Here is a 25,388-nt window from a genome sequence, read left to right as displayed (position 1 = left end):
AACCATGAACGCCAACCCCATTCCCAAGCCGTCCATCAACCCGCCGGACATTGTCCGCTGCGCCTACATGGAACTGGTGGTCACCGACCTGGCCAAGTCCCGCGAGTTCTACGTGGACGTCCTGGGCCTGCACGTGACCGAGGAAGATGAGAACGCCATCTACCTGCGCTCCCTCGAGGAATTCATCCACCACAACCTGGTGCTGCGCAAGGGACCCGTCGCCGCCGTCGCGTCCTTCGCCTACCGCGTGCGCACCCCGGAAGACGTGGATATTGCCGAGGCGTACTACAAGGAAATGGGCTGCCGCACCGAGCGCCGCGCGAACGGCTTCACCAAGGGCGTGGGCGACTCCGTCCGCGTGGAGGACCCGCTGGGCTTCCCGTACGAATTCTTCTACCACGTTGACCACGTGGAGCGCCTGACCCAGCGCTACGACCTCTACTCCGCCGGCGAGCTGGTGCGCCTGGACCACTTCAACCAGGTCACCCCGGACGTTCCCCGCGGCCGCGCCTACCTGGAGAACCTGGGCTTCCGCGTTTCCGAGGACATCAAGGATTCCGAGGGCGTCACCTACGCTGCGTGGCTGCACCGCAAGGACACAGTGCATGACACCGCCCTCACCGGCGGCGACGGTCCCCGCATGCACCACGTCGCGTTCGCGACCCATGAGAAGCACAACATCATCCAGATCTGCGACAAGATGGGCGCCCTGCGCATCTCCGACCGGATCGAGCGCGGCCCCGGACGCCACGGCGTCTCCAACGCGTTCTACCTCTACATCCTGGATCCGGACGACCACCGCATCGAGATCTACACCCAGGACTACTACACCGGCGACCCGGACAATCCCACCATCACCTGGGACGTGCACGACAACCAGCGCCGCGACTGGTGGGGCAACCCGGTTGTTCCGTCCTGGTACACCGAGGCCTCCCTGGTCCTGGACCTGGACGGCAACCCGCAGCAGGTTGTGGCCCGCACCGACTCCTCCGAAATGGAAGTCACCATCGGCGCTGACGGCTTCTCCTACACCCGCGGCGACGAAACCGACTTCAAGGTCGGTTCGCAGCTCTAATTCCGGGGCGTACCGCGTACGACGGCGGGAGGGACAGCTTTGGCTGTCCCTCCCGTTTTCGTTGGGTCTGGGTATCAGGATTCGGGTATGACAGCGGCGACCGATGCGAGGACCCGCTGGAAGCCCGGACTGACCCGGACCGCCACCGCGCCGTCGTCCTTCCTGTGCGTGAGCTGTTCGTAGCCGCTGCCGTTCCACCAGTAGACGTGCGGACTTACCGGACCGGGAACGCTGCTGTATGCATCGATTCCGAAGCCGGCCATTCCCTGGATGGCTCCCATGACTGATGAGTCCTCAATGATGTGCCAGGCAACCTGGTGCCGGCTGGGCACACACAGAAGCCATCCGAAGTCCTCATGCACGCGCTTGCCGGTGACCTGCGTGGCAAGTCCGGGAAGCAGCACTGCCCGGCTGCCCGTGTAGAAGGAGTTGCCGGAAAGGCAGCTGAAGGTTGAGCCATAAGCCGGGATGGTTTCAAGCCGCTCGACATCCAGGCCCAGCAGATTGGCGATCCCCTGGTTCCTGAGTGCCTCCCACCCGCCGAACTGCTGGGCCTTCTGATGATCAAACATGGCAACGGAATCCGGGAGGTCCAAGGCCAGCAGCTCGACGATCCCCGGGGCGAACTCGCGGTAGGGATACCCCTCCAGGCTGGGAAACGCCGATTCCTCATAGAGCCGGGAATATGTCTGCTGGGCGGCGTCCTCGGGCGTAAGGGCGGCGAAGGGATCCTGGTCGAAACCTGCCAGCACGTTCTTCAGGTGACCGGCGATCGCAGGCCTCCAGTCTGCCCGCGGCAACCCGCTGCACAGCGCGGCGATATTCCAGAACCCGTACTTCCGCCCCTCGCTGTCCACCGCATGGTCCGGATGGATCCCGACCTCGAAACCCATCTCGGCGAAAACCTCACGCGTCAGGGCGCGGAAGTCGTTGGCTTCCGAGGCTGAAAACACCGTCAGGTACGGGTCGGGGCCCTCCTCCTGTGCCGGTTCCTTCCCTGATGAGCGCTTCTTTCCAAAAATCCCCATTCGAGCTCCCCCTTGTTGAGACGGATGATTGTCCGATCCTGCCGCACTGCCCCGGATTCGTCCCGGCCGACCCGCCCATCGAAACGGGGGTTTTCATGCCCGATCTCCGGCGTTCCGCTCCTTTTTGTGCTGATCGCTCCGGTACGCCGCGGAGCAGATGGCACAAAACCGGTGCAAAACCGGGGGCACCGCGGCGCGCGCAGCCCGGACCCCCTAGAACTGAATCCCCCGCGACAGACCGCCGTCCACCAGCACATTCGCACCGGTCATCCGCGAAGCACGCGGGCTGGAGACAAAAACGACGACGTCGGCCACCTCCTGCGGCGTGCCCATCCGGCCGGTGGGGTTCAGGGCCAGGGACTCCCCAAACATCTCCGGAGCATTCGCCTCCAGACCTTGCCACACACCGCCGTCGAAATAGGTATTGCCGGGCGAGACCGTGTTGGCCCGGATCCCCGTATCGGCCAGCTGGAACGCCAGCCCGGCCATGTAGCCAATCAGTGCCGTCTTCACCGTGCCGTACGGCCCAGAGGCGAAATCCACTTCCCGTCCGGAAACACTCGAGATCGCCAGCAGCGAGCCCGACTCGCTGCGCCCCACGTGCGGAATGGCCGCCTGCATCAGACGCACGGTTCCCATCAGGTCCACCCGCAGGCTCGCTTCCCAGGACTCGGGCGACTCCGGGATCGCCAGGGCGCTGACGTTGCTGACCACGGCGTCCAGTCCGCCGAAGCGGCCGGCGACGTCGTCCACCCAGGCGGCCACGCCGTCGCCGTCGCCCACGTCCAGGATGGCGCCCTCCACCTTGACCCCGCTGTCAGCGAGGGCAGCCTCGGTGTCCGCGATTTCCGCAGCATCGCGGGCGCAGAAAGCAACGTTCGCTCCCTCAGTGGCGAACGCCTCCACGATGGCCCGCCCGATCCCCCGTGTTCCGCCGGTGACCAGCGCCGTCTTGCCGTTCAACTGCAGGTCCATGACTGCTCCTTGTGGCTAGAGAAGTTCTGCGCTGCGCCGGCGCAGGTCGGCGTGCAGGCCGTCGTAGGCGTCGGCCGCGGGGAACAGGGACTTCCGGGCTTTGACCACCACTGAATAGTTGGCATCCACCGCATTCGCGATCGGTGCCTGCGCGGTTTGAGTGAGCAGCTGGTAGGCGTCCATCTGGTGCAGCCCGAACAATTCGCCGAACCAGCGCACCATCTCCACCTGCCCGATCCGCCAGGAATCCTCCATGGGCCGGGACGATCCCACGGCCATCCACTCTGCGTCGGTCTCGAGCCGCGGCCACGCCGGCGCACCGCCCTTGATCAGCTCCACCAGGATCGTGGAGTGCATGGCACCCTCGACGGCGGTGCCGCACGCTTCGCCCTCGCCCTGCCGGTAGTGCCCGTCGCCAATCGAGAAGAGTGCACCGGGCTGGTTTACGCCGAGGTACACGGTGGTTCCGGCTTTCACCTCGGGGGCGTCCATGTTCCCGCCGAAACGCTCGGGCACCAGCGAAGACCGCACCTGACCGCCCGGCGGAGCCACGCCAACGGTACCGAGCATGGGTTCCAGCGGCAGGGCGACGTCGAAGTCCCCGAACCGGGCGGAGAACCCCACCGTCTGCCGGGCGGAATCGACGTGGTAGATCCAGGTGGTGTCCGGCAGCGGGTCCTGCAGGAACGCGGTGCGGTCGGTGCTGGTGAGCCCGCCGAAGAACGGGATGGTGGCGGACGCGCCGTAGCTGCGGGCCGGCGTCAGGTCCACGATGTGCAGGGCGAGGGTGTCCCCCGGCTCGGCGCCTTCAACAAAGAACGGGCCGGTCTGCGGGTTCACGAAGTTCAGGTTGACCTTCTCGCTGGACAGGTCCTCCACAGAGGTGAGCGCGTTATTGAAGGCGTCCTCCGACCAAAGTTTCAGCGCGGTTCCCGGGTTGATCCGCATCACCGGTTCAGCACCGCCGAAGGTGTAAACCAGCTGGTCCGGGCGGGGGCGATACTCAATGATCTCCATGCGCCGCGAGCCTAGCGAAAGTTCTGGCTTCTGGATACGGGGAGCGAAGCCGGTTTGGTCGTGTCGCGTGGGTTTTCAGGAACAGCCGGCACATCCAACGAAAAACTGAAGCTGCGCGGTCCCAGCCGGAGGTGGGCAACCCGGAGCGGCCCTGGTCCCAGGGCCGCTCCGGGTGCGTCAGTCGTCGGTACCGAAGGCGGCGTCGAAGGAGGCCGACGGCGCCGGGTAGTCATAGGCGCGCAGCCGCTCCAGCGCTTCGGGTGCACCGTGCAGGCGGTCCATCGAGGCGTCTTCCCACTCCACGGAGATGGGGCCGTCGTAGCCAATGGCGGCCAGGGCACGGAAGCTCGCTTCCCAGGGGACACTCCCCCGCCCCGCGGAGACGAAGTCCCAGCCGCGCCGCGGGTCGCCCCAGGGCAGATGGGATCCAAGGACGGTCCGCTGTCCGCTGAGGTTCAGGAGCGTGTCCTTGCAGTCAACGTGGTAGATCCGGTCCTTGAAGTCGTAGATGAAGCCCACGGGGTCGATGCCCTGCCACATAAAGTGGCTGGGGTCCCAGTTGAGCCCGAAGGCCGGCCGGTGGTTCACGGCTTCGAGGGTGCGCTTGGTCGTCCAGTAGTCGTACGCGATCTCCGAGGGGTGGACCTCGTGTGCGAACCGGACACCGCACTCATCGAAAACGTCCAGGATGGGATTCCAGCGGTCGGCGAAGTCCTGGTAGCCGGCGTCGATCACGCTCTGCGGGACCGGCGGGAACATTGCCACGTACTGCCAGATGGAGGAACCGGTGAACCCGACCACCGTTTTCACGCCGAGGGCGCGGGCCAGGCGGGCCGTGTTCTTCATTTCCTCCGCTGCACGCTGCCGCACACCTTCGGGGTCGCCGTCGCCCCAGACCCGCGAACCGACGATCGCCTTGTGCCGGAAGTCGATGGGATCGTCGCAGACTGCCTGGCCCTTGAGGTGATTGGAGATGGTCCAGACCTTGAGGTTGTACTTCTCCAGCAGCTCAAGCTTTTCGCCGACGTAATCCTCGTCGTCCCAGCGCCAGGCGTCCAGATGGTCTCCGGCAACCGTGATTTCCAGGCCGTCGTATCCCCAGGACGAGGCCAGCCGTGCGACTTCCTCGAACGGGAGGTCCGCCCACTGTCCGGTAAAAAGGGTGAAATTACGTGCCATTGAATTTCTCCTCGGTGTTGGCCGGACAGCTGTGTCCGGAGCTCATCAGCTTTCGGTTTTGGTCCAGGTGCTCTCGTTTGCCGCGCTGCGTTCCACCCCGCTGAGGACCTTCTGCACCTGCAGCCCGTCCGCGAAGGACGGTTCAGGCTGGCGGCCTGCGGCGATGGCTTCCACAAAGTCCCTCACCTGGTGCGTGAATCCGTGCTCGTAGCCCAGCATGTGCCCGGTGGGCCACCATGCTGACATGTAGGGGTGTTCGGGTTCGGTGACCATGATGTCGGTGAATCCCTGGCGGGTTGCCGGCGCCGTCGCATCGTAGAAGCCCAGGGAGTTCATCTTTTCCAGGTCGAAGCTGACGGCACCGCGCGAACCTGCCACTTCCACCCGTAGCGCGTTTTTCCGACCGGTGGACATCCGGGTCGCTTCGAAGGAACCCATGGCACCGCCGTCGAACCGGCTGTTAAACAGTGCGAGGTCGTCCACGGTGACCGGACCGCGTTCCTCTGTCCCCGTCCCGGCCAGGCCGGACGCCTCACCCAGCAGGGGGCGCTCGTGGACAAAGGTATTAAGGGTGCCGCTGACCGAGGTGATCTTCTGGCCGGTGATGAACTGCGCCAGGTCGACGGCGTGGGCACCCAGATCTCCCAGCGCCCCGGAGCCGGCGGCGTCCTTCTGCAACCGCCACGTCAGCGGAGCGTCGGGGTCAACCAGCCAGTCCTGAAGGTAGACGGCACGCACCTGCCGGATCTCGCCAATGGCACCGGACTGCACCAGGTCCCGGGCGAAGGATGCCGCGGGCACCCTGCGGTAGGTGAAGCCAACCATGGCCATGCCGTCGGCCCTCTCGGCAGCGGCGGCCATGGCCTCTGCTTCCTCGAGGGTGTTGGCCAGGGGTTTCTCGCAGAGCACGTGCTTGCCGGCTTCGAGGGCGGCAATGGCGATCTTGGCGTGGGATGCGCCGGGGGTAACGATGTCTATGACGTCGATGTCATCGCGGGCCACCGCTGCCCGCCAGTCGGTCTCCGTCTGCTCCCAGCCCCATTTGCGTGCTGCCGCTTCCGCCCGCGAGGCGTCGCGCCCCACAAGCAGGGTCATTTCCGGAGCTGCAGGCAGGTCAAAGAAGCGGGGTGCAACCCGCCATCCCTGCGAATGGGCAGCACCCATGAATCCGTGGCCGATCATGGCAACTCTCAGGGGTGAGACGTCGTTCAGCATGTTTCCTCTTATCCGGCGGTTGAAAAGCTCAGCGGCAGCGCGGGGCACCCGTCGCCTGTTCAGGCGCCCCGCCCTTCGGTCCTAGGATTCGAAGGCAGTCGGCAGGTACTGCTCGACGTTCTCCTTGGTGACGACCGGCGCGTTCAGGACAATGCGCTTCGGGACCTCAACTTCAACCAGGTCGCTCATTGCCTTGTTCTGCGCGATCAGCCGGGCCAGACGGATTCCGTCGGCTGCCTGGGTGGACGGGTAGATCACCGTGGCTTCCAGGACGCTTTCACCGGACTGGATCTCCCGCATGGCGTTGGCCGATCCGGCTCCGCCGACCATAAAGAACTCATCCCGGCCGGCATTGTCGATCGCTGCCAGCACACCGATGCCCTGATCGTCGTCGTGGTTCCAAATGGCGTCGATCTCCGGGGCTGCGGAGAGCAGCTGCGACGTCGTTGCCTCCCCGCCCTGGACGGTGAAGTCTGCGGCCACCCGGTTGCTTACTTCCAGTCCGCAGGACTCGAGGGCGTCAGCGAAGCCCTGGCTGCGGTCCTGCGTCAGCGGCAGCGAGTCGATTCCGGCGATTTCCGCGACGACGGCGTCGTTCTGGCCCTCAAGCCTCTCGCAAATGTAGTTGCCGGCGCTCACGCCCATGCCGTAGTTGTCCCCCAGCACGGTGGCACGTGCGGCGGTGGGGCTGGAGAACTCACGGTCAACGTTGATGACCGGAATACCGGCCTCGGTGGCCTGGGCGGCGACCTGGGTCAGCGCGGCACCGTCCGTGGGCAGCAGCACGATGGCGTCGACGCCGTCGTTGATGAACTGTTCAACCTGGCTGATCTGGAGGTTGGCGTCGTTGGTGCCTTCCGCGACCCGCAGTTCAACGTCAGGGAGGTCCTCTGCGGCAGCAATCGCGGCGCTGTTGATGGCGCCAAGCCAGCCGTGGTCTGCTGCCGGGCCGGAGAATCCGATGACGACGGTGTCACCCTCGGCTTCGTTGCCCTCGACCGACGCATTGGTGGGCTGGCTGTCGCCCCCGTCATCTCCGGATGAACACCCGGCGACCAGGGCGCCTACTGCCAGGAAGGCACCGGCGTGGATGAGCATTTTCCGTTTCTTAAGAACTGCAGGCATCTGTGTCTCCTCATTGAGTCGGTGCGTCTTCGCTGCGTCTTAGGCAAGGACACGGCCACCTCTGAAAGCCGCAACTTTGCGTGACCCGCATCACAATAACAGAAGATTGAAAATAATCGACGACCTTATACCGACTGCCGACATAATGTGTTAGGTTCCTCACATGTTCGATGAAGATCAGCCCCCTTTGCTCGAGGTGCGCGGCCTCTCGAAGCACTTTGGCGCCGTACAGGTACTCAAGGGCGTGGACCTCCAGGTGCTTCCCGGAGAGGTCCACTGCGTGATGGGCCAAAACGGGGCCGGCAAGTCCACCCTGATCAAAACCCTCTCCGGAGTGCATGAACCGGACGGCGGGGCGATTCTGTGGGAGGGCAGGGAAGTCTCGCTTCGCCATCCGACGGAAGCCCTGGCCCTGGGCATCGCCACCATGTACCAGGAACTGGACGTCGTGGACGGACTCACCGTGGCGGAGAACATTTTCCTGGGCCATGAAAAGGCGGCGGGCGGGATCCTCAATGTGAGGAAGACCCGCGGGCTGACCCGTGACCTGCTGAAGCGGCTCGGACACAGCAGGCTCTCGCCGGCGGCTGAGGTGGGAACACTGTCCGCTGCGAACAAGCAGATCGTCAGCCTGGCCCGTGCCCTGTCCCGCGATACGAAGCTCATCATCATGGACGAGCCCAGCGCCATCCTCGATTCAGGTGAGGTGGCGAACCTCTTCCGCGTGATTCGGGAGCTCACTGCGCAGGGAATCGCGGTGGTGTATATCTCCCACCGCCTGGAGGAAATCCGCCAGATCGGTGACCGGATTTCGGTCCTCAAGGACGGCAAGAGCACCGCCAGCGGACTTCGGGTCACGGAGACTTCACGGTCGGAACTGGTCCGGTTGATGACCGGACGGGACGTCGAAAACGTCTTTCCGCCGCGGAAGCCGGTTTCTCCGGATGCTCCGGTGGTCCTGGACGTGGAGGACCTCCAGCTGCGGGGAGAGTTCAGCAAGGTCAGTTTCCAGCTGCGGGCGGGAGAGATCCTGGGATTCGCCGGGCTGGTGGGCTCCAAGCGCTCAGAGATCCTGGAGACCATCTGCGGCGTCCGCAAACCTACCTCGGGCAGGATCTCGGTCAACGGAAAACGCCTCCGCCCGGGTTCAGTGCCCGCTGCCGTCAAAGCAGGAATCGGGCTCTCTCCCGAAGAACGGAAAAGCCAGGGCCTCATCCTGGATGAGCCCCTGTTCAAGAACGTCACGCTGTCCACGTTCGAACGGTTCGCACGCGCCGGCTACCTCAATGAAAAGGCGGAGCGGGACGCAGCCCGGGACCAGATCACCGCGTTGGAACTGCGTCCGGCGGATCCGGACCGGCCCACCCGCACGCTTTCCGGCGGCAACCAGCAAAAGATCCTCCTGGCCCGCTGGGTTGTCCACGGAACACCGGTGCTGCTGCTCGACGAACCCACCCGGGGCGTCGACGTCGGCGCACGTGCGGAGATCTACAACCTGATCCGAAGGCTCGCAGCCGACGGGACAGCCATCATCGTCGTCTCCAGCGAAATCGAAGAAGTGCTGGGGCTTGCGGACAAGGTGCTCATCATCGACGACGGCAACGTCCTGGCCGAAAAGAATCCAAGCGACATTGACGAGCATGGCGTGCTCGATCTCATCATGAAGGGAAGTGCCGCGTGAGCGAGCCAAACACCACGGTCGCTGATCCGACCAACACCCCGCCGGGCGGCAGCAGCAGCAGCTCCTCCGGGACCAACCCGCTGAAGAATGCCCTGGGTGGTTCAGCCGGGCGCAGCCTTGGGCTCGTCGTCGCTCTGGGCCTGCTCGTCGCCGTCGGTGCCATCACCAGCGGTGACCGGTTCCTCAATGTGGAGAACTGGCTAACCATCCTGCGGTACGCGTCCATCCTTGGCGTCGTCAGCATTGGCGTCACCTTTGTCATTACGGCCGGGGGCATCGACCTGTCCGTGGGTTCGGTCCTGGGGCTGGCTACCGTGGTCGCCAGCCTCACCAGCGTCCAGCTCGCGGCAACGCAGTCGTCGTGGCTGCTGATGGTTTTGGTGGCTCTTGCCGTCGGCGCGGGAGTCGGACTGCTCAACGGCGTGGTGATCGCCTACGGAAACGTGGTTGCCTTCATCGCGACACTCGCGACGCTGGTGGGGGCACGCGGCCTGGCTGAGCTCATCTCAGGGCGCAGCACGCAGATCGTCACCAATCGGGACTTCTCCAAGGCCATGCGCGGTGAGTTCCTCGGCATTCCGGTCCTCGTGTGGATTTTCATCCTGGCCGCCGCCGTGGGCTGGTTCCTGCTGAACCGCACCACGTTTGGGCGGCGGACCGTTGCCATCGGCGGCAACCGCGAAGCCGCCCGGCTTGCCGGCATCAAGGTCAAGCGGCACCTGGTAGCGCTGTATGTCCTGTCCGGACTTTTCGCCGGCATCGGCGCAGTCATGATGCTTGGCCGGACAACGGCCGGCACCTCGACCCACGGCCTGCTGTTGGAACTCGACGCGATTGCCGCCGTTGTGGTGGGCGGCACCCTGCTGATCGGCGGCCGCGGCACCATCACGGGCACCGTCCTGGGCGTGCTGATTTTCGCCACCCTCACCAACATCTTCACGCAGAACAACCTGGACACTTCCGTCCAGGCCATCGTCAAGGGCACGATCATCGTTGTCGCGGTCCTGCTGCAGCAGCGCTTCGCTACCAAGCGGCCGTCCAAACGGGGCGGATAACCGCCCGCGGACAGCCGCGGGCACACCAGCCGGGCATCAAGAACGAAGCAGAGGGCGCGCACCAGTGAAATTCCTTGACGCAGAGTACGCAGTGGAAACCGGCCCCGGGCTGGGACTGGTTGAAGACGTCCTGGACCAGTTCTTCACGGATGCCAAGCTCCGGGCGGTCTCCGTCCATCCGGCCTACCTCAGCCTCTGGGAAGCCATTGAACGGAACGCTGCCTGCGGCAAGCGGTTCCGTCCGCGACTCCTCATGCTCGCCTACCGCCAGCTGGGCGGAAGGGACCCGGCGGCCGCTGCGCGGCTCGCCGCCGTCTATGAACTCCTGCATAACGCGTTCCTCATCCACGACGACGTGATTGACAGGGACGTAGTCAGGCACGGTGTTCCCAACCTCTCCGGGCACTACGCGAACAAGTCGCGGCGTGCGGGCGCCACCGAGGAAGCTGCGCAGCATGCCGGCATGGCTGCCGGACTGCTGGCCGGAGACCTGGTCCTTGCCGGGGCGTACCGCCTCCATGAAAGCGTCGCAGCGGACAGCGGGGTCCGGGCCGAGCTCAGTGCGATCCTGGACCACGCCGTCTTCTCTTCAATCGGCGGGGAGCTCCTGGACGTCGAGTTCGCCCGGGCAGTTGAAATGCCCTCACCCGGGGAGGTGCGGACGGTGGCCCGCAGGAAGACCGCCGTCTACTCTTTCGAGGCACCGCTCCAGGCCGGTGCGGTGCTGGCAGGCGCCGCAGCCCCCGCGGCTGCAACGCTGGCTGCCTTCGGACGCGACGCCGGAATTGCCTACCAGATTGCCGACGATGTCCGCGGGACATTTGGGGACGAAGCGGACACGGGGAAGACGAACAGCGGGGATCTCCGGGAAGGCAAACGGACTGTCCTGCTCTCCTACGCAGCCTCCAAACCGCAGTGGGGCCGGATTTCGGAGCTCATGGGCGGGGCCGGGATGACAGCGGCAGAGGTGCAGAAGGTCCGGGACCTGCTCACGGAGTGCGGCGCCCGGGACCATGCAGTGCAGCTGGCATCCGAACATGCGCATGCTGCCGTGAAACAACTGGGGGAAGAGATTCCGGCGGCCCTGGCGGAGAGCCTGGAGAGCCTCATGCACTCGCTCGTCGCCGGGCTTCACTCCCCCTGAGCCCGTCCGCCGCGGACGGCGGCCTGGAGCGGGAATACTATGGGAAACTAGTCCGGTTCTGGCCCGTCCGCCAGAAGGACCTACTACGGGGGAAGAATATGTCTGCGTGGAATGCGGCCGTGCCGAATGACTGACTCAGCCTTGGGCAGGACCCCTGCCCGCACGTATCTGGGCAGCAACCGGGATTCAAGCCGCCAGCACAATCTCTCGACTGTCCTGCAGCTTGTCCACTCCACCGGCGGGATTTCCCGTGCCCAGCTCACCCGCACCACCGGGTTGAACCGTTCCACGATTGCGGCCCTGGTCGGTGAGCTGTCCCAGCTGGGCCTGGCCGTTGAAAGCGACCTGGATCCAGCGCAGCAGCACGGCCGCCCCAGCATCATGATCGAGCCAAGCCCCGCCGCCCTGGCGCTGGCCGTCAACCCGGATGTCGACGTCGTCAGCGTCGCCCTGGTCTCGCTCGGCGGGCACATCGTTAATACTGTCCGTTTCCATACTGTCCGGGCACCGTCCGGGGTTGAGGTGGTCAACATCGTGTCCGCCATCTACGCGGGCATGCGCACCTCCCTGCCGGACGGCCACCGGGTCATGGGCGTGGGCCTGGCGATACCCGGGCTGGTGCGCCCTGATGACGGAACAGTCATCGACGCGCCGCACCTGGGATGGCAGGACGAACCGTTGAGCTCCCGCCTGGGCGAGGCCATGGGGCTGCCGGTTTTCACAGCGAACGACGCCGTTGTGGGCGCCCGCGCCCAAGCCGCGTTTGGTGCCGGGCGGGGCGTGGCAGACCTGGTGTACCTGTACGGCGGGGCCAGCGGAATCGGCGGCGGCGTCATCAGCGACGGCCGCCTGATCCGCGGGGCCACCGGATTTGCCGGACAGCTTGGGCACACCCACGTACGCACCGGCGGAGCGGCCTGTACCTGCGGTTCCTTCGGCTGCCTGGAAGCGGAGGTCACCAGGGCGGCTTTGATTGAGGCGGTGGGCCTGCCGTCCGGCGAAATCGAAGACCTTGAGGAAGCACTCCTGGAGAAACTCCGGGACGGGTCCGCCAACGAGCGGCTGCGCTCGGTCATCCAGCAGCAAATCGGGCTGCTGGCAGTGGGCCTGAAATCGGTGATGAGCCTTATCAACCCCTCAGTGGTAGTCCTGGGCGGTTTCCTTCGCATCCTGGTCCGGGCGGCACCGGGGGCCCTGGAAGAAGCGCTGGCCGGCTCCGGAACCCGCGGGCCATGGGAAAACGTGAGGATCGAGCTTGCTCCGCTGGGCGACGACCCCATCCTGATAGGAGCCGCGGAGCTGGTTTTCGAACCGCTCCTGGCGGACCCGGCCGGTTTCCTGCAGCGGCCGGCAGCCCAGTAACGGCCCTCTGCTGCCCCACAGCGAAGGACCCCTGCACCGGTTTCCCGGCGCAGGGGTCCTTTTCCTGTTCCTTATTTATAGGTCGGTCCTGTTGATGCAGCCTGCGGCCTTAGTTGCCGGGGACCAGCACAACTTCCGCGGTTCCCGTGAGCGGACCTGTGCCGCCGTCGCCCGAGTCAGTGTAGGAGGCGCTGAAAACGCCCGACAGATTGTCGGTAGCGGGATCATGCCCCTCAGGCACTGTGGTGACGATGGATCCGGTGCAGCCGGTGGTGGTGGTCTGCGGGTGGCCGTGGTTGTCATGGCCCAGGATGTAGGTCACCTGGACACGCGAGCAGTCAACCGGCTGGTCATCCGTCACCCGGACTTCGTAGCTGACAGTGTCACCGAACTGGAAGGACTGTCCGGCAACGGGAGTCACGAACTCCACCACCGGCGCCTGGTTGCCCACTTCAATGAACACCTCTGCCGAGGAGTACTTGCCCCGGTGCTTCCCGCCCTGGTCTGTCACCTGGAGGTTCGCCGTGTACGTTCCGATTTCCCCGTAGGTGTAGGTGGGATTGGGCTCGCGCGAGTCCACCACTCCATCGGAGTTGAAGTCCCAGGCGTAACGCAGCCTGTCGCCGTCCGCGTCCGTGGTTCCCGCACTGGAGAACTGGACGGTGAGCGGTGACATGCCCACTGTGGGGGTGCCGGTGGCAACGGCGACCGGCGTGTGGTTTCCGCCCTCGCCAATGAAGTCGATGCGGGAGAGCTGGGCGTCCGGGTTCTCGCCAAAGTACCCGTCGCCGTATTCCAGCACGTAGAGCGCACCGTTGGGGCCGAACTCCATGTCCATGGGGTTGTCCACGATGAGGGAATCCACAACGTCTTCAATGGAGACGAGCGCGCCGCCCTTGGTGGTCATGGCCTTGATGTAGTCGCGGGTCCACTCGTACAGGAAGGACTTTCCGTCGTAGTACTCGGGCCAGGCAACGGGCGCCCGTCCCTTGCTGGCCTTCTTGTCGAAGTGGTAGACCGGACCGGCCATGGGACCGATTCCGCCGGTTCCAAGTTCCGGGAACTCCGGAGACGGCCCGTAGGAGTACCAGACCTGGGGCTGTGCCACCGGCGGCAGCTCGCGCATCCCGGTGTTGTTGGGCGACTCGTTCACGGGCGCAGCGCAGTTGAACGGTTCTCCGGACGTTCCCGTGGCAAAGTCGTAGTCCACGTACGGCAGCTCGGCCGTGGCGCAGTACGGCCATCCGTAGTTGGACGGTTCGGTGACCACTGCCCACTTGCCGGTTCCAGCCGGGCCCCTCAGCGGGTCCGCCGTGCCGGCGTCGGGAGAGTAGTCCCCAATAAAGAGCTCACCGGTCTTTTGGTTCAATTCAATGCGGAACGGATTGCGGAGCCCCATCACATAAATCTCGGGACGCGTCAGCGGTGTTCCCGGAGCGAAGAGGTTGCCCTTCGGAATCGTGTAGCCGCCGTCCTTCGTGGGGGTTATGCGAAGCACCTTTCCGCGGAGGTCGTTCGTGTTCGCGGAAGTGCGCTGCGCATCGAACGCCGGGTTGACTTCCGGCCGCTCATCGATCGGAGTGTAGCCTCCGGAGGAGAAGGGGTTGGTGTCGTCACCCGTGGAGAGATACAGGTTGCCCTTGGCGTCGAAAACAATATCTCCGCCGACGTGGCAGCAGGTTCCGCGGTCCACCGGGACCTGCAGCATCCGCTGTTCACTGTCCATGTTGATGGTGCTTCCATCGAACTGGAACCGTGAGAGCTGGAGATATCCCTTGAACGGCTCAAAGTCCTCAGCCGTGCCGGTTGTTGGCGCATCGCCCTCGTTGATGCCCGGTGTAGCGGGGTCATCCACCGGCGTGTCCAGCGGCGGGGAGTAGTACATGTAGACCCAGTTGTTGCCCTTCTTTCCGAAGTTCGGGTCAACGGCAATGCTCTGCAGGCCTTCTTCGTCATGCTCATAGACGTCCACCGTTGCGGCCAGGGTGTTCAGACCGGACTCGGCGTCATTGAGCCACACTTCGCCCTGGCGGGTGGTGTGCAGGACGTCGCTGTTGGGGAGCACGGCAAGGTCAACGGGCTCGCCCGGGTAGTCATTAAGCGTCACCTTCTGGAACGCGGAGTCCGGCGGGGCTGTGGGCGGAGCGGGCTTCGGTTTAGCCTGCGCCGGAACTGCTGCCAGGGAAACTGCCATCAGCGCGGCCAGTGCAAGTGCTGCCCCGGTCCGCCGTGTACGCCTGGCGGAGGTTTTGGCATCCGCCTGATGCCCGGGTGATTGCGCTAACCCGTGTCTTTTGACTGTCATCGCTCTCTCTCTTCTCGCCATTGAGGACCCGGACCAGCCGGAGTCAGGTCAGATAGAACGCTAATTGAGGCTTTCAGGAACCGCTAGTGGTTTGAAAAAACAAAGGCCTCCTTTCTAAAAACTTTCTACAACTCCCGGAATACAAGGGCGGAGCAAAATAGGCCGAGGGCGACACAGAGGCCTATCGGCAGTTTGTTGTATGCAGAGCGAAAGTCAGTTCGGCGTCATTCAGGCAACCCCTGGGTCTGCAGCACAAGCGATTTCACCGCGGCTGCCGGAATCTGTTTCCCGAGCCGCATCAGTTCTTCGGCGAACGGCGGCATGGCCTGCTCGGAAGAGATGACCAGCGGCGTGCTCTCCCGGGACCCCGGAAGCCGGCCGTGGGTACCGCGCACATGGCGGGCGTCGAGCGGCACCGTACTCATGGCGTAGCGCAGGCCTGCCTTCTTCCGCACCAGGTTCAGGCCGGCCTTGGCCTTGGCCAGCCGGTCCTCCGGGTTGAAGAACAGCTCACTCGGGTCGTAGCCGGGCTTCCTGTGGATGTCCACGCCGCGCGCGTACTCGGGCGCACGTGCATCGTCCAGCCAGAAATAGTAGGTAAACCAGGCGCCGGGCTCGGCAATCACCACCAGCTCACCGGACCGCTCATGGTCCAGCCCGTACTTCGCCTGCGCGTTCCGGTCCAGGACTTCGTCAACTCCGCTGGTTTCCTTCAGGATCGCGGCCGTCCGGGCGACGTCACCGGGGTTCGAAACGTAAACATGTGCCACCTGGTGATCCGCAACCGCAAAGGCGCGGGACGTCCACGTGTCCAGCTGCTCTTTTCCGTCCTGCACATAGACCTCCAGCAGGCCCTCCCTGCGCAGGACGCGGTTGATGTCCACCGGCAGGTGCGCCTCTTCAATGCCGTATTCAGATACGGCTATCACCGCGTATCCGCGGGACACGGCCTCCCCCAGCAGCGGAACCAGTGCGGCGTCGAGTTCTGCGGCCGCGGCGGCTGCCCGGGGATGGCTGGGCCCAAAGCGCTGGAGGTCGTAGTCGAGGTGCGGCAGGTAGGCCATCAGGAGGTCGGGTGCCTGGGTCCGCATGATGTGCCTGGTGGACTCCGCAATCCACTGGGTCGACGCGATGGCCGCAGTGGGCCCCCAGTACTGGAACAGCGGAAACTCGCCGAACCTGGCCACCAGTTCGTCATGCAGTTCCGAGGGCCGGATGTACGCATCCGGGGATTTCCTGCCGTCCGCGTGGTAAATCGGGCGGGGCGTGACCGTCAGGTCCGTGGACATGCCCATGGCGTACCACCAGCAGACGTTGCCTGCCCGGTAGTCCGGTTCCTTGCGGCGGGCGCTCTCCCAGATTTTCTCCCCGCTGACCAGCTTGTTGTGCTGGCGCCAGAGGAACACTTCCCCGAGTTCACGGAAGTACCAGCCGTTGCCAACAATCCCGTGCTCGGACGGCGGCAGGCCGGTCAGCATGGTGGACTGCACAGTGCAGGTCACCGCCGGAAGGACGGTGGCCAGTTCGGACGACCATCCCCCGGCAGCGAGCCTGGACAAATGGGGCATGTGGCGCAGTGACTGTCCCGTGAGTCCCACGACGTCGAGCAGCAATACCGGTTTCAAGGGCTCTCCTTAGGTTTGGGGCAACGCGGGCCAGGACCGAGCGTGGGCCAGCAGATGGGATTGCGCCCAGGCGATCTCCCCGGAAATCCCTTCAACCAGGTCCGTGTGGTTCCCGGGCAGGACGCTCCAGGTGTACGTTTCGATGTCCAGGTGCACGTCCTCCGCGTACGGCAGGGTGCTCACTTCGGCCACGGCCGCTTGGAGCACATCTGCCGTCGTCTCCAGGGGATGCTCCGGCACCAGGTGCAGCGGCATGTGGAAATGGATCCGCCATGGCCCCCTGCCCGGAAGCTCGCCGAGCGCCTGCGGCAGGTCGTCCGCCATCAGGACCGTTCCGCCGGGCTCCAGTTCCCTGACCTGGTGCAGGTACCTCGGCTCCGCGAACGCTTCGAGCGCACGGCGGGCCGAGTTTCCGGAGGGCGCGGACACGTGCAGTGCGGCGGATGCCTGGACCTTCACGACGCGCAGGCCGGCCGTTCCGATGCCCCGGACGGCCGCCGCCGGGTCCGCGAAGGAGACTGCCAGGTGGCAGGTGTCGACGCACAGGCCGATGTACTCGGGATCAATCCCTCGAGGGACCCCGGCTGCGAGCCACGCGGTGACATCCGAGACGGTATCCAGGACACAGCCCGGTTCAGGTTCCACGGCGATCCGGACCGTTTTCCCGGTGTACTCCTTCAGCGTCCTGAGCCCGTCGGACAGGATGGCGAACGCTCGCACGGCTGCCTCGTCGTTCTCCCTGCCCCAGGGAGTGCGCCAGGCCAGCGGCAGCGTGGAAATGGACCCGGGAACGCCGTCGGGAAGCAGTGCGGCAAGGACGTGGGCGCACTCCAGCGTGTACTGCAGCCGCTCGCGCTGCGCCCAGGTGGGGATGTAGACGTCGGTCTTGACTACCTCATTGTGGAACCCGCCATAGGGAAACGCATTCAGAGTATGGATTTGCAGCCCCTGCTCGGACAGGACCTCCCGCAGCAGTGCCAGATCCGTGTCACTGTCGGCCAACCGGCCAGCCAGCCCGGCAGGCAGCCAAAGCCCCACGCCCAGGACGTCCAGCCCCGCGCGGCGGCGGACCGGACCGGCGTATTCACGAAGCTGGCGGATCACCCCGTCCAGGTCCTCTGCCGGATGGACGTTGGTGCAGTAGGAAAGCCGCATCAGGCACGGACCCCCCGCAGCAGCGAGTTTCCCTCGAACGTGGCTCCGGCTCCGCCGAGTTCCACTTCGTCGAAGCCGGGAATCGGATCCAGGATCAGGGCGCCGCTTTGGCCGTAGAACTCCACCGGATTCCGCCAGAGGACGCGGTCCACGTCCTCTTCCGAGAATCCGCCCGCAAGCATGGCTTTTGCCGTGCTCGCTGTCTTCAGCGGGTCGGATTTGCCCCAGTCTGCAGCCGAATTAACCAGCACTTGGGCGGTTCCGTACTCGTGCAGGATGGCAACCAGGCGTTCTTCGTCCATTTTGGTGTCCGGGTAGATGGAAAAGCCCATCCAGGCGCCCGCGTCTTTCACCATGGCCACGTTGGTTTCGTTCAGGTGGTCGACCACAACCATGGACGGGTCAAGGTTCGACTCCCGGACTATGTCCAGTGTCCGCTGCGTGCCCCGGAGTTTCTCCCGGTGCGGGGTGTGCACCAGTGCCGGGAGGTTGTGCTCGGCAGCCAGCTCCAGCTGCCTGGTGAACGCCTTGTCCTCAGCCGGGGTCATTGAATCGAAGCCGATCTCGCCAACGGCAACCACACCTTCCTTGGCGAGATAGCGCGGAATCTCATCCAGGACAGGCACGCACCTGGGATCGTTCGCTTCCTTGGGATTCAGGGCGATGGTCGCGTGGTGCCGGATTCCGTACTGCGCTGCCCTGAACCGCTCCCAGCCCAGGAGGGCATCGAAGTAGTCGATGAAGGATCCGACGCTGGTCCGCGGCTGCCCCAGCCAGAAGGCGGGCTCAACCAGGGCGCGGACCCCGGCTTCATACATCGCCGCGTAGTCGTCGGTGGTGCGGCTGGTCATGTGGATGTGCGGGTCGAAAATTCTCATGCCTGGGACTCCTTGAGGGATGTGGAGGGGGTGGCTGCACTGCCGGCTGCGCTGCGCAGCAGGAGGACGACGTCGTCCGGTACAGGGCGGCCCGCTGCCCGCCGTTCGGCGGCGAAGTCGGCAGCCATGCGCGCCAGTTCGTCGTCGGCACGGTGACTGAGGTCGGTCACGGCGGCAATGCTGACGCCCATGAAGATGAGTTTCAGGACTGCATGCCGCCAGTTGTGCTGGTCAAGGTGGGCGGCGGCGAAGGGGCCGGCAGCGGCGGCAACCAGTCCGGTCTCGTTGGTCCGGAGCGCCTCCGCCGTCACCTGCAGGCCCGCCGCGACCACCGGAGCAGGAAGACCCGGCTCGCGGCTGGCCAGCGCTCCCAGACCCCGGAGCACTCCGCGCCGTTCTGCGGAGTCGCCCCCGTTGTAAAGCTCCACCAGAGTTTCTGCCAGCTCCGCGGGAGTCAGGAACCCGGCCAGCCGCCGGAGGAACTCGCTGCGGGCGTAGTCGCTCCTGCTGCCATGCAGCACTGCCGTGGGATCGGCGGCAGGCTTCAGCGGGCTCCGGCCAACACTGCGGCCTGCTGACGCGAAGACTGCCGGAAGCGCACCGGGATCCGCAGCGACACGCGCTACGGCCTGCTGCAGCCACTGTTCCACCACGCGTTCTGCCTGCACGTCCTGCCAGGCGCCCTGGAGCGCAGCCATGCTCCGCGAGGCCAGGCCCGGCGCGTCAAAGGAGTGCCGGGGGAGTTCGACGGCGGCCACTCCGCGGTATTCCAGTTCCGCCAGTGTGGCAAGGGCCAGCGGCAGGTCGACCTCCCCCTCCCCGAACGGCAGGTGCTCATGTGCAGTGGACCGCATGTCATCCAGCTGGACGTTAGCCAGCAGCGGCCCGGCCTCCATCAGCGCACCCCGGATCCCGCCAGGTTCCACCACCACGCAGTGTCCAATGTCCACGGTGAGCCGGAGCCCTTCCGGCTCACCGAGCCGGGCCCGGAGCTCAAGCGCCTGCGCGACAGTCTCCACGAACATGCCGGGTTCCGGTTCAAGCGCCAGCACAACCCCCTTCTCCGCAGCATGGCCCAGCACTTCGCCCACGCGCTCTTCGAGACGGTGCCATGCGGTTTCAGGACCGGTGCCGGGCGGCAGGATGCCGGAAAAGAAGGACACGCATTCGGCCTTCAACGCTGCTGCGATGTCCACCGCACGGTGCAGGAAATCCACGCGGGCCGCGGCGTCGTCATCAACCAGCGCCGGACGGTGCTTTTCCCGGGGGTTCAAGAGGAACCTGGTTCCGGTTTCGATCACCACCCGGAAATCCAGTTCATCGAGCCTGCGGCGCAGCCGGCTGAGGCGGGCATCCAGATCCGGGGCGAACGGGTCCAGGTGCGGATGGCCAAGGGTGAGGGCCACGGCGCCGTAGCCACATTCGTGCAGCAGCTCCAGCGCCGCCGGCAGCGGATGGTCCGTGAACCCGTTGGTGCCGTACCCGATGCTGAACGGCGGTGCAGACGGTGTGGTGGTCATGACTCGCTCACTCTCCTGCCCCTGGGGCGGGAACGGATGATCCTGCCCACGATGTCCACGCCGATCAGCGCGGCTGCGGCCACCGGCTGCCCATGGCGCAGCGTGAGCGCTGCCTGCAGCGGAACCATCGCACGGATGCCTGCCTTAGTCGCGTTCAGTGCGTTGCCGGCGGCCGGGTTGCGCGCTGCCTGCATCTGAGCCGGTGCGCATCTCAGGGCATAGGCGGCTGCGGCTCCCACGACGGCGAGCGTCCTGGCCGGCGGCCCTGCGGTCCCTGCGACAACCGATGCGGCCAGGAACCCTGTGGTTGCCGCGGCGCCGGAAGCGGTGGCGGCGTCCGTGCCGTTAACCTCTCCGCGGGAGAGGAGGGTTACGGCTGCCGTATGGCCCCCCATGATTCCTGCTGCCCCCAGCGCCTGCCTGAGATGTCCGGCGCCCGCGCCCATCAGGACGTCAAGGGCCCGGCAGGTTCCCATCGAGACGGCGCCCGGCAGGGCATGGTTCTTGGCCACAAGGTCGTATGTCCAGATTGAGAGGGCAAGTGGAACTCCCACAACCAGGGCACCGCGGCCGCCGGCCGCAGCGCACAAGCCAAGGCCCGCGGCCGTGAGGGCAGATGCCGCGGCCAGGGCACTGCGCGCGCTAATCCGCCCGGAAGGGATGGGCCGCTCGGGCCGCTCCTCGGCGTCGAGATCCCTGTCCGCGTAGTCGTTCAGGGCCATTCCGCCGGCATACAGGCAGGCGCTGGCCAGCGGCATCAGTGCCCGCCGCCCGCTGAGGGCACGCCCGGCGGCAGCGCCGCCGGCCACCGTGTCCCCCAGCACGGTCAGGACGGCCGGGGCCCGTACCAGCTCCAGGTAATCACCGGCCGCGCTCACTGCCTGCCACCCCCCGTCGTGGAGGGGATCCTGCTGCTGGCTTCGTGCGCCCACTGCACCAGGTTGCCTGCCTGCTGCGCGAAGGAATGCTCCGCGCTGCCCCAGGGATCCTTGAAGAAGAACCCGAGGGCGCCAACATGGCCTGTTTCTCCGGCGGCGTCCGCGAGCGCCATCAGGCGGGCGAGGTCCAGCACCATGGGAGCGGCCAGCATTGAATCGTAGGCGGTCCAGGTTGTCTGGATGGTCAGCCGGGAACCCAGGAACCCTTCCACATGGATGTGGTCCCACGCCACCTTGGTTTCACCCAGGTCGGGCACGTTGTCAATGTGCAGCGGCGTGACAGCGCCGCCGGTGAGCTCCCGCAGTCCCCGGTTCTTCGACAGCAGCTTTCCCGAGACCGCCCGGCTGTCTGCCAGAGTGGCTCCGTCTCCACCGCCCAGCAGGTTGGTGCCGGCCCAGGAAAGGACGTGGAGTCCGCGTGCAGAAAGTGCCGGGGCCAGCACCGAGCGCAGCCAGGTTTGGCCCGTCTTGCCGTCCTGTCCTGCCGTGGGCACCCGGGAGGCTCCCGCGAGTTCATACAGGGCAGGAATGTTGAGGGCCGTTGACGGGGTGAAACATATATACGGAGATCCGGCCAGGACCGCCGCGCCGGCAGCTACCGAGCTGGCGGGAAGCACAGACCGTTCGGGATCGTTGAGGGCTTTTTCCAGGAGACCGGGATCCGAGTATTCGTCGAGCTGGACCGGCGGCGCTTCCGTGGAAGCGACATCCAGGACAATCACCCGGCGCAGCCCGTGCGCTTCCTTGAACGCAAGGATGTCTCCGGACAGCCGCCTTATGGCTTCGGACTGTGGTTCCGGGGCACCGGCGGGATCGTACCCGGGACGCACCCGCCCGTCAGCGTCCTGGAGCTGGGACCGGACGGATTCAAGCAGATGCCCGGGAATCATCCCGGCCTCGGCAAGTTTCTCTGCCCGTTTGAGGATTGAAACACCGCTGATGTCATGGCCGCCTACCACCAGGTCTGCGTAATCCGGGAGGCTGACGCCGTGGAAGGCGTCCTGTTCGGTGACGCACCCCAGTGGTTTCACCAGGCGTGATGCGATGGCTGCCAGGCCCGTCACCGCCGTCGTTGCCACCGAGCCCCGTGCTCCGATGAGCCAGATGCCCGTCTTTCCGTAACTGCCGCCGGCAGGCGGGCCGCCGGAAGCGGCTCTTCCGCCCGGCTCAGCTTTCAGTCCCTCATGGGTGTCCCTGATCAAACTTCCTCCTCGAAGTTTTACGAACCGTCGGCGGGCCTGCGCCAGACCCAGGATTCGAAACCTTCGGGTGAGACGCCCGTCACAGGGAACCTAACATAGGTAATGTCAGGCAACAACGGACTTATGAGGTATTCCGATATATCTGTGCTTAGCGGTACCGTCATTCAGTCGAATGTTTACAATCCAGCGTGGGAGTTGTGATGATCCCCAGCGCCTCAGGTTTGCGGGACGGCTGGAGACGCATCAACCGAACCAAGGTGGACCTATGGCACGCGGAGTGATTGAAGTCAATAGTTCCGTCGCCATCTGTGCTGTAATGAGTCGGTGAGTGACATAAGTAACGTCAGCGGGCTGGCCTCATCCGGAGCGAGCGAGCTCTTCCAAATCCTTCGCGACGGGAAGCCCAGGACCAGATCCGAGCTGGCGGAGCAGATGGGACTGGCGCGTTCCACAGTCACTCTCCGGATCGAAGCGCTTATGGACCTGGGACTCGTGGGATTTGTCCAAGACGCCGTCTCCACGGGCGGCCGCCCCTCCTCACGCATCGCGCTAAAGGCCGGCAGCCGGGTTGTGCTGGGCGTGGACATCGGAGCATCGCACCTCCAGGTGGCCGTCACCGACCTGACCGGCCACCTGCTGTCCCAGTCCGCACGGGCCCTGGAAATTACCCTGGGGCCGGAGGCCGTCCTCGAAGCCGTGGTGGAAATCGGCTCCGAGCTGCTCGCCGAGACCGGGCGGTCGCCCGAAGACCTTCTGGCGGTGGGCATCGGGCTGCCCGGGCCTGTGGAACACCGCACCGGACGCCCCATCAATCCGCCCATCATGCCGGGCTGGAACGCCTACGACGTGCCCGGATTCCTGCAGTCGCAGTTCCACGTCCCCGTGCTGGTCGACAACGATGTGAACATCATGGCCCTGGGCGAGCGGAATATGGCCTGGCCGGAGGTGGATGACCTGCTGTTCGTCAAGGTTGCCACCGGGATCGGCTCCGGCATCGTCTCCAGCGGAATGCTCCAGCGCGGGGCAGACGGCGTGGCCGGGGACATTGGGCACATCCGCGTGCACGGCGGCACGGGAGTGCCCTGCCACTGCGGAAATACCGATTGCCTGGAAGCCATCGCTTCCGGACCGGCGATCGCCGCCAAGCTGCGGCAGCTGGGCCTTGATGCCAGCGGCAGCGAGGATGTTGTGGCGCTGGTCCGCGCCGGAAGCACCGAAGCCATCCACGCCGTGCGGCAGGCCGGGCGCGACGTGGGGGACGTCCTCTCCGCGTGCATCAGCCTGATCAACCCCTCGGTGATAGTCATTGGCGGATCCATGGCACTGACCGGTGAGCACTTTATCGCCGGGATCCGGGAGACCGTGTATTCGCGCACCATTCCGCTTGCCACCCAGCACCTGCAGATAGTCCATTCCAGCTCCGGCCTCGACGCCGGAGTACTGGGCGCCAGCATGCTGGCGATTCACCATGCCATGTCTCCCCAGCGGATTGACGCCATGGTGTCCGGCCTGAGCAACGCCTGACCGGGAAACTCACCGAACTTAATCACCCCTGTCGGCGACTTTTGCTTGACAGACACCAAAAGTCCGCCATAGCCTCATGCGACGGACTCATTTCCAGTCACCGCTCTTACTTCACACTCGCAGCCTCCGGAGGAAACGACGGACAGCAGGGATGCTTTCCTGACCTAACCCCCTAAGGTACGCCCGGGCGCCTGGTAGTGGTTTCAGACAACAAAAACGAACATAGCTACCTAAATGCTGGTGCTGATCAACGTGGATAGCCCGCCGGCGACGATGAGCTATCCGCATAAGCCCAGTGAATTCCCCAGTGACCCCGCACGGGTTTTCGCACTGCCGACGAAGGCAGCGAAAACGCGTCCAACTGTCAGGAAGGCAACAGTATGTGCTTCGGATTTGACGCAACAGGTGCGCTAAGCCGTTCTCTTGAAAAGAAGGGTGTTGACCGGCGCAATTTCATCCGCGGAGCATTTGCCGCCGGCGTCGGCGTCGGCCTCGCAGGACTCGGGGCGGTGCCTGCAGTGGCCCACCCCGGCAAGAACGGCAAACCCGACCACCACGGAAAACCCGGCCACAAGGGCAACCGTCCGGTCCCTCCGGGCCAAATCAGCATCCAGATGTACACCTTGCGCTCCATCATGAACGGCGCGGAGATTGATAAGAACTTCACCCGGCTGGCCCAATACGGATACAACCGGGTGGAACTGGCCGGCCTGTATGGGCGCACCGCCAAGGACATGCGGAAAACCCTGGACCGAGTGGGAATCCGGGCTTCCTCCAGCCACGAAGGGATCAGCGCCACGCCGGAAGCCCTGCAGGCCAAGATCTCCAATGCCCTCACCCTCGGCCAGACGTACATGGTGGTTCCGTACCTCGCTTCGACCAGCGCAGACGACTGGTACCGCTGGGCAGACCAGATGAATGCCGAAGCAGCCGTAGTTCGCCGGGCCGGAATCAAGTACGGCTACCACAACCACGCCCACGAGTTCACGACGGACCTTGGCGGCGGGCTGACTCCCTGGGACATCTTCACCAGCCGCCTGGATCCGAAGCTGGTCCATCTGGAAGTGGACCTTTACTGGGCGGTCACGGGCGGTGTGGGAGTCGGCGCTGCCGACCCGGTCCAGTTCGCCATCGACACGATCCAGGAAGCTCCGCAGGAGGTCCTCCAGTATCACGTGAAGGATCGGGAACCGAGCGGGGATTTTGCGGACCTGGGTACCGGAACCATCGATTTTCCGCGCATCTTCCGGGCACACCAGCCCAAGGAATACATCGTCGAGAACGACCAGCCGGATGTCACTCCACTGCAGACCGCAGAGGTGGGCTACCGGTATCTCCGGAGCGTGCGCTTCTAACGCAGTCCCCTGACACCCCAAGCGAGGGGC

General features: G+C 65.2%; 20 protein-coding genes. 7 read left to right on the top strand and 13 right to left on the bottom strand.

Features of this window, described 5'->3' with window-relative positions; all coding sequences use genetic code 11:
• The first annotated feature begins 4 nt into the window (after window positions 1-4).
• A complete protein-coding gene (hpaD, locus tag ABFX29_RS05305; protein ID WP_152225488.1) occupies window positions 5-1,075 on the top strand; it encodes a 3,4-dihydroxyphenylacetate 2,3-dioxygenase in 1,071 nt (356 codons plus the stop codon).
• A gap of 74 nt (window positions 1,076-1,149) precedes the next feature.
• Here the strand turns inward: hpaD and ABFX29_RS05300 are convergent, their stop codons facing one another.
• From ABFX29_RS05300 to ABFX29_RS05275, 6 genes are all read right to left on the bottom strand, one after another.
• Window positions 1,150-2,103 carry a hypothetical protein gene (locus ABFX29_RS05300; RefSeq protein ID WP_152225486.1) on the bottom strand — a complete coding sequence of 318 codons (954 nt, stop codon included), beginning with the start codon at window positions 2,101-2,103 and terminating at the stop codon, window positions 1,150-1,152.
• 213 nt (window positions 2,104-2,316) lie between these two features.
• Window positions 2,317-3,078: an SDR family NAD(P)-dependent oxidoreductase gene (locus ABFX29_RS05295; RefSeq protein ID WP_152225484.1), complete on the bottom strand. Its 762-nt coding sequence runs from the start codon at window positions 3,076-3,078 to the stop codon at window positions 2,317-2,319.
• Window positions 3,079-3,093: 15 nt separating this feature from the next.
• Entirely contained in the window at window positions 3,094-4,095 is a 1,002-nt protein-coding gene (locus tag ABFX29_RS05290; RefSeq protein ID WP_152225482.1) for an acetamidase/formamidase family protein, read from the bottom strand.
• Between the two features lie 177 nt (window positions 4,096-4,272).
• On the bottom strand, window positions 4,273-5,274 hold the full coding sequence (locus tag ABFX29_RS05285) for a sugar phosphate isomerase/epimerase family protein (RefSeq protein WP_152225480.1): 1,002 nt from the start codon (window positions 5,272-5,274) through the stop codon (window positions 4,273-4,275).
• A gap of 45 nt (window positions 5,275-5,319) precedes the next feature.
• Window positions 5,320-6,456, bottom strand: a complete 1,137-nt coding sequence (locus tag ABFX29_RS05280; protein ID WP_152227208.1) for a Gfo/Idh/MocA family protein — start codon at window positions 6,454-6,456, stop codon at window positions 5,320-5,322.
• Between the two features lie 114 nt (window positions 6,457-6,570).
• Window positions 6,571-7,614 (bottom strand): substrate-binding domain-containing protein, encoded by a 1,044-nt coding sequence (locus ABFX29_RS05275; RefSeq protein ID WP_152225478.1) that lies wholly within the window; start codon window positions 7,612-7,614, stop codon window positions 6,571-6,573.
• Between the two features lie 163 nt (window positions 7,615-7,777).
• Between ABFX29_RS05275 and ABFX29_RS05270 the strand changes: the two genes are divergently transcribed.
• The 4 genes from ABFX29_RS05270 (at window position 7,778) to ABFX29_RS05255 (ending at window position 12,856) form a co-directional block, all read left to right on the top strand.
• On the top strand, window positions 7,778-9,295 hold the full coding sequence (locus ABFX29_RS05270; protein ID WP_152225476.1) for a sugar ABC transporter ATP-binding protein: 1,518 nt from the start codon (window positions 7,778-7,780) through the stop codon (window positions 9,293-9,295).
• Entirely contained in the window at window positions 9,292-10,350 is a 1,059-nt protein-coding gene (locus ABFX29_RS05265; RefSeq protein ID WP_152225474.1) for an ABC transporter permease, read from the top strand. The genes ABFX29_RS05270 and ABFX29_RS05265 overlap by 4 nt, the downstream gene beginning before the upstream one ends.
• 64 nt (window positions 10,351-10,414) lie before the next feature.
• Window positions 10,415-11,494 (top strand): polyprenyl synthetase family protein, encoded by a 1,080-nt coding sequence (locus tag ABFX29_RS05260; RefSeq protein WP_246167219.1) that lies wholly within the window; start codon window positions 10,415-10,417, stop codon window positions 11,492-11,494.
• Between the two features lie 126 nt (window positions 11,495-11,620).
• A complete protein-coding gene (locus ABFX29_RS05255; RefSeq protein ID WP_170287699.1) occupies window positions 11,621-12,856 on the top strand; it encodes an ROK family protein in 1,236 nt (411 codons plus the stop codon).
• 109 nt (window positions 12,857-12,965) lie between these two features.
• Here ABFX29_RS05255 and ABFX29_RS05250 read toward each other — a convergent pair whose 3' ends face one another.
• From ABFX29_RS05250 to ABFX29_RS05220, 7 genes are all read right to left on the bottom strand, one after another.
• Window positions 12,966-15,050: a PQQ-dependent sugar dehydrogenase gene (locus ABFX29_RS05250; protein WP_152225470.1), complete on the bottom strand. Its 2,085-nt coding sequence runs from the start codon at window positions 15,048-15,050 to the stop codon at window positions 12,966-12,968.
• A gap of 335 nt (window positions 15,051-15,385) precedes the next feature.
• On the bottom strand, window positions 15,386-16,786 hold the full coding sequence (locus tag ABFX29_RS05245; protein ID WP_152225469.1) for an alkaline phosphatase family protein: 1,401 nt from the start codon (window positions 16,784-16,786) through the stop codon (window positions 15,386-15,388).
• 9 nt (window positions 16,787-16,795) lie between these two features.
• A complete protein-coding gene (gene eboE, locus ABFX29_RS05240; RefSeq protein ID WP_152225467.1) occupies window positions 16,796-17,941 on the bottom strand; it encodes a metabolite traffic protein EboE in 1,146 nt (381 codons plus the stop codon).
• Complete coding sequence (locus ABFX29_RS05235; RefSeq protein ID WP_152225465.1) at window positions 17,941-18,819, bottom strand: TatD family hydrolase; 879 nt, start codon at window positions 18,817-18,819, stop codon at window positions 17,941-17,943. The genes eboE and ABFX29_RS05235 overlap by 1 nt, the downstream gene beginning before the upstream one ends.
• On the bottom strand, window positions 18,816-20,339 hold the full coding sequence (locus ABFX29_RS05230; RefSeq protein ID WP_152225463.1) for an EboA domain-containing protein: 1,524 nt from the start codon (window positions 20,337-20,339) through the stop codon (window positions 18,816-18,818). Before ABFX29_RS05230 ends, ABFX29_RS05235 begins: the two co-directional genes overlap by 4 nt.
• Window positions 20,336-21,217: an SCO3242 family prenyltransferase gene (locus ABFX29_RS05225; RefSeq protein ID WP_152225461.1), complete on the bottom strand. Its 882-nt coding sequence runs from the start codon at window positions 21,215-21,217 to the stop codon at window positions 20,336-20,338. The genes ABFX29_RS05230 and ABFX29_RS05225 overlap by 4 nt, the downstream gene beginning before the upstream one ends.
• Window positions 21,214-22,479, bottom strand: a complete 1,266-nt coding sequence (locus ABFX29_RS05220; RefSeq protein ID WP_246167218.1) for an inositol-3-phosphate synthase — start codon at window positions 22,477-22,479, stop codon at window positions 21,214-21,216. The genes ABFX29_RS05225 and ABFX29_RS05220 overlap by 4 nt, the downstream gene beginning before the upstream one ends.
• Before the next feature lie 333 nt (window positions 22,480-22,812).
• On the opposite strand from ABFX29_RS05220, the gene ABFX29_RS05215 reads away from it, so the two are divergent.
• Complete coding sequence (locus ABFX29_RS05215) at window positions 22,813-24,003, top strand: ROK family transcriptional regulator (RefSeq protein ID WP_387015091.1); 1,191 nt, start codon at window positions 22,813-22,815, stop codon at window positions 24,001-24,003.
• A 380-nt stretch (window positions 24,004-24,383) separates the two neighbouring features.
• Entirely contained in the window at window positions 24,384-25,358 is a 975-nt protein-coding gene (locus ABFX29_RS05210; RefSeq protein WP_152225459.1) for a sugar phosphate isomerase/epimerase family protein, read from the top strand.
• The last annotated feature ends 30 nt before the right edge of the window (window positions 25,359-25,388 follow it).

It is taken from the genome of Arthrobacter gandavensis, assembly GCF_039528575.1.
In the GTDB taxonomy this organism is placed as follows: Bacteria; Actinomycetota; Actinomycetes; order Actinomycetales; family Micrococcaceae; genus Arthrobacter_B; species Arthrobacter_B citreus_B.
This window is presented reverse-complemented; position numbering and strand designations above follow the sequence as displayed.